Genomic DNA, 5,360 nt, shown 5'->3' on the forward strand with positions numbered 1-5,360 from the left:
ACCGCCTTTAAGTTGATACCTTTCTCACCTGTACAGCACAGGTCTTGTATTCCGGAATTTTAGCCACAGGGTCTAGGGCCGGAATGGTAAGAAAATTAGCCGCGGCCTCCCAGAAATGGAAGCTCATAAACACCACCTTGGGGGGCACCCTGTTGGTAACCCAGGCTTTGACCTTTACTTTGCCCCGGCGCGACACAATCTCCACCACTTCTCCGTCCTCAATTCCCAGCCGGGCAGCATCATCAGGGTTTATTTCCACCACCGGTTCAGAGCATATTTCTTCCAGGCCCCTGGCCTTCCGGGATATGACCGTATGGTAATGGTAGAGCAATCTTCCTGTAGTAAACAAGAAGGGATACTCTTCATCGGGTTCCTCTGCCGGCGGCAAGTAATGGACCGCCTGGAACTGGCCCAAACCCCGGGTAAACTTTTCTTTATGAAGAATAGGTGTTCCCGGGTGCTCGGGATGAGGCACGGGCCATTGCAAGCCCTTCTCCTTCAGGCGCCCGTAAGTTATTCCAGCGTAGATGGGCGTAACCCTGGCGATCTCCGCCATAATTTCCTCCGGCGAGGAATAAGGTGCCGGATAACCCAGCCTTTCCATGATTTCTTTTATAATCTGCCAGTCCGGGCGCGCCTCTCCCGGAGGGTCGATGGCCTTCTCCACAAGTTGTACCCGGCGCTCGGTGTTGGTAAAGGTACCTTCTTTTTCGGCAAAGGAGGCGCCGGGCAGCACCACATCGGCCAGCCTGGCTGTCTCCGTAAGGAAAATATCTTGCACCACAAGGAAATCAAGGCTTCTCAAAGCCTTTTCCACATGAGAAGCATCGGGATCGGTCAAGACGGGGTTTTCCCCTAGAATATACATACCCTTAAGCTTTCCTTCTTCTGCCGCCCGCATCATCTCCATAAGGGTGAGCCCGTTCCTTTCGGGCAGTTCGGGTATGCCCCAAGCTTGAGCAAATTTCTGGCGCACTTCAGCATCGGTTACGGGCTGGTAGCCGGGCAAGACGTTGGGCAGCCCTCCCATGTCACAGGAGCCCTGCACGTTGTTTTGACCCCTTAAGGGGTTCACCCCGCTCCCTTCTTTGCCGATTTGGCCGCAGGCCATAGCCAGGTTGGCCAGTGCTATTACATTAGCCGTACCCGTGATATGTTGGGTTATGCCCATAGCATAGAGTATGCTGGACCTGGGGCCCGCAGCGTAAATTCTGGCCGCCCGGACAATATCCTCCGCCGGAACCCCGGTAACTTCGGCTACTTTTTCGGGCGTATACTCCTCCACCGCGAGTTTCACTTGTTCAAATCCTTCGGTCCTCTGGGCGATAAAATCTTTATCATAAAGTTCCTCTTTTATAATGACGTGCAACAGCCCGTTGATAAGGGCCAAGTCCGTACCCGGCTTTTGCCTCAGCCATAAATAGGCCCAGTCCACCAGTTCGATATATCGGGGGTCGGCCACTATGAGCTTGGCTCCCCGCCGAACCGCTTCTTTTACTTTAAGAGCGATAACCGGGTGATTCTCGGTAGTATTGCTGCCGATAACGAAAATGCAGTCCGCCTTAGCTATGTCGGCGATAGAATTGGTCATGGCGCCGCTACCAAAGGTGGTTGCCAGACCGGCAACCGTGGAGGAGTGTCAAAGGCGGGCACAATGATCTACATTATTGGTGCCCAGCACCCCCCGGGCCAGCTTCTGCAAGAGGTAATTTTCTTCATTGGTGCATTTGGCCGAACATAAGAAACCTAAGGCATCCGGCCCATAAGTGTCTTTTATCTCCCTTAGCCTTTGGGCTACCAAGTTCAGGGCTTCCTCCCAGGTGGCCTCGCGGAAGGTGCCGCTTCCCCTTTCCCCTTCCCTTATCAAGGGTTTGGTGAGCCGGTCAGGGCTGTGGATATAATCAAACCCGAAACGGCCCTTGACACAGAGCCAACCGTTGTTAACTTCGGGGTTTTCGTATCCCTTGACTTTAACTACTTTTCCATCCTTTACGTAAAGGGTAAGGTTGCATCCTACACCGCAGTAGGAGCAGATACTGCGCACTTTCTTGAATTCCCATTCTCTCCCCTGACCTTCGCTTGATCTTTCCGTAAGTGCTCCCACCGGACATACCTGCAGGCAGTTGCCGCAGAAAACACAGCCTGACTCCTTCGGTCCCGCGGGATCCACAGTTCCTACTTTGGTCTCCAAGCCACTGCCCACTAATCCTAAAGCAGCATTGCCCTGGACTTCCTGGCATACCCTGATGCACCGACCGCACACAATGCATTTGTTATGATCCCGTACTATGAAGGGGTTGTCCCTTAGGACCGGCAGAGAAGCCAGGTCAATCTTCCAAGCACCTTCTTTGATCCTATAATTGTAAGCGCAGTCCTGCAGGTCGCAATTCCCAGCTTTCTCACACGTAAGGCAGTCCACGGGGTGCTGGCTCAGAAGCATCTCTATTATACCCTTGCGCCATTCCTCTATTTTCGGGGTGCTGGTATAAACCACCATTCCCTCTGCCACAGGTGTGTTACAGGCAGTAACCGGCTTAGCAGCTCCTTCTATGGCCACCAGGCAAAGCCGGCAGTATCCCAATGGTCTAAGCAAAGGATGATAGCAAAGGGTAGGTATATGGATTCCCAGCTTTTCGGCAGCCTCCAGTATGGTAGTGCCCTCGGGCACAGAAACCTGGCGACCATCTATGGTCAGGGTTACCATTCCCTTTTCCTCCCTTCAAAAAACCATGAGTCCTAGGCGATAGCACCTTAAACACCGGGCAGCCTCGGCCAGGCCGTCGTCGAAATTAAACCCTAACTCCACTTCCCGGAAATCCTTGAGGCGCTCCTCAACCGGCGCCATTTCTTCTTCTTTGCGGGGCCACCCGGACGGCAGGCCTACTTCCTCATTAGGGTCAAATACACCAAATTCTTTAAGCCAGGCTTCCAAAAAGTCTTGGGGCCCTGCCTCAATCTTCCCGGAGGTAAGGTACTGGTCTATAGAAAGGGCCGCTCTATTTCCCTGGGCCACGGCCTCTATAACCGTCCTGGCGCCCAGGACTACGTCTCCTCCGGCAAAAACCCCCGGAACTCCCGTAGCCAGGGTTACCGGATCTACCGCAATGGTTCCCCATTTCGTTAGCTCAATGCCCTCCATGCCTTGGATAAAGGAAAGATCGGCAACTTGTCCGATGGCCGGAACTACTACTTCGCAGGGAAGGAAGAACTCCGATCCCGGTACCGGAACCGGTCGCCTGCGCCCGCTGGCATCGGGCTCCCCCAGTTCCATCCGTACACATTCCACACCCGTTACTTTGCAGTTTTCAGCCACAATCCTTACGGGATTGGCCAGGAAGTAAAATTTTACTCCCTCTGCCTCGGCCTCCCTTATCTCACATTCATTCGCCGGCATTTCGGCCCGCGAGCGGCGGTAGATCAGGTATACCTCTTCAAACCCTATACGCAATGAGGACCGCGCGCAATCCATGGCTACATTGCCCCCACCCACCACAGCTACTCTCTTACCTTGGGGAACGGGAAGGCCTAAGTTTATGTTTCTTAAGTATTTCACACCCGGTATGAAGCCTTCATACCCTGCTGTTTCGCCTTCCACACCCATTTTGGCGCTATCATGCAGGCCGGTGGCGATAAATACGGCTGGATAGCTCTGGCACAATTCTTTTAGGCTTACATCTTTGCCCACAGAAGTATTACATTTGATTTCTACACCCAGAGCCTTTATGGCTTCGATTTCACCTTGCAGGATATCCCGCGGCAAGCGATAGGCCGGGATACCTACGGCCAGCATTCCGCCCGCTACAGGTAAAGCTTCGAAAATGGTCACTTTATATCCCTTTCGCGAAAGCTGGTAGGCACAACTCAGCCCTGCCGGCCCAGCACCTATTACCGCCACTCGGGCCTTGCCGCTACTGCCCTCGCCCTTTAACCGGGGTTTGCGGCCGCGCTTCAGTTCATAGTCAGCCAGAAATCTCTTTATACCTCTAATGGCTAGGGCTTCGTCCACCAGCCCCCGGCGGCAGTGCTCTTCACAGGGATGCACGCATACCCTGCCCAGTACGCCCGCTAAAGCAGTAGTCTCCCTTATTACTTCTAGCCCTTCTTTAAAACGGGATTCGTGGGTGCACTCTATATATCTGGGTATATCCAGGTGGGCTGGGCACCTTTGCAAGCACGGGGCTGTAACAAAAGAATGATATTCTTGGGCCTCTTTAGCTCCCCCATTATATGGTGCCAGTTCTTCATAGTGGTCCACGAAATCCAGAACCGGCCTGGCAGCAGACTGGCCTAGCTCGCATTTGGAACCGTTGTATACCAGGAGGGCTATCCTCTTCAATTGCTGCCGCAGGGACGGGTCATCCCTCTCCAAAAGCTTTTGCAGGAGATCCAGGATGACTCTGGTCCCTACCCGGCAGGGAACACACCGCCCGCAGGATTCTTTTTGTACCGCCTGGTAATACTCTTTAAGGGCGGCCAGGAGGTTTACACCGACATCACTTACTATAATCCCTCCCCAGCCGATAAAGGCCCTTAAAGGCCGTCCTCTATAGAACGGCAGTGAAGTTTTATAACTGTTACTACCGCTCCTCCATGTACTGAACAAATTTCTCCCCCCAATCCTCTTCTTCCTCGTGCCGTTACCGGGCAAACCCTTAAAGATAGACAAAGCCGCCAGCGCCAGGATGATGGGTACCATCTAAATATCTTCCCTTGCTCCTTGGGCGCTGGCGGTGCTTGTTCAATTCAAAAATTCTATTTTTCCTCCCGAAAGGGTACCTATTTGTACTAAGGACTCTACCCGTATACCTTGCTTACGCAAGTATTCTCCACCGTTTTGAAAAACCTTTTCTATTACGGTACCTACGCCCACCAGCTTTGCGCCCGCCTGTTGTATAATTTTTATAAGCCCTCTAACTGCTTCACCCGAAGCTAAGAAATCATCAATAATGAGCACGCGATCCCCCGGGCCAAGATAGCTACCTGCTACCACTATATCTACCACTTCTTCCTTTGTAAAAGACCGCACCTTTCCGAAATAAGCATCCGAACCGATAGTGGAAGGCTGCCTCTTTTTAGCAAAGACCACAGGCACCTGCAGGGCTAAGCCGGTCATAAGGGCTACCGCTATTCCTGAAGCTTCCACCGTAAGCACTTTAGTTACTTTTTCTTGGGCAAAGCGCTGGGCAAACTCTTCTCCCACTTTAAGCATTAAGACGGGATCTATCTGGTGATTTAAAAAAGAATCCACTTTAAGTATATCTTCAGAGATCACCTTTCCCTCCCGTCTTATTTTTTCTTTCAGCAGTTCTACAACATCCCCAGACAAAGCTTTCACCTCATAAATAGTGATCTCAAAAAGC

Annotated in this window: 3 protein-coding genes; all 3 read right to left on the reverse strand. The window is 52.4% G+C overall.

Annotated elements, in window-relative coordinates:
* Positions 1-7 precede the first annotated feature (7 nt).
* Genes fdhF through L5656_RS10390 form a run of 3 tightly spaced genes read right to left on the reverse strand, consistent with a single transcriptional unit; the run spans position 8 to position 5,326 of the window.
* Entirely contained in the window at positions 8-2,704 is a 2,697-nt protein-coding gene (gene fdhF, locus L5656_RS10380) for a formate dehydrogenase subunit alpha (RefSeq protein WP_297202674.1), read from the reverse strand.
* Positions 2,705-2,719: 15 nt separating this feature from the next.
* Positions 2,720-4,696, reverse strand: a complete 1,977-nt coding sequence (locus L5656_RS10385; RefSeq protein ID WP_297202676.1) for an FAD-dependent oxidoreductase — start codon at positions 4,694-4,696, stop codon at positions 2,720-2,722.
* Positions 4,697-4,738: 42 nt separating this feature from the next.
* Positions 4,739-5,326: a xanthine phosphoribosyltransferase gene (locus tag L5656_RS10390; protein ID WP_428849309.1), complete on the reverse strand. Its 588-nt coding sequence runs from the start codon at positions 5,324-5,326 to the stop codon at positions 4,739-4,741.
* Between the last annotated feature and the right edge of the window lie 34 nt (positions 5,327-5,360).

Origin of the sequence: Thermanaeromonas sp. (genome assembly GCF_021890735.1) — a bacterium.
Lineage (GTDB): Bacteria > Bacillota > DSM-521 > Neomoorellales > Neomoorellaceae > Thermanaeromonas.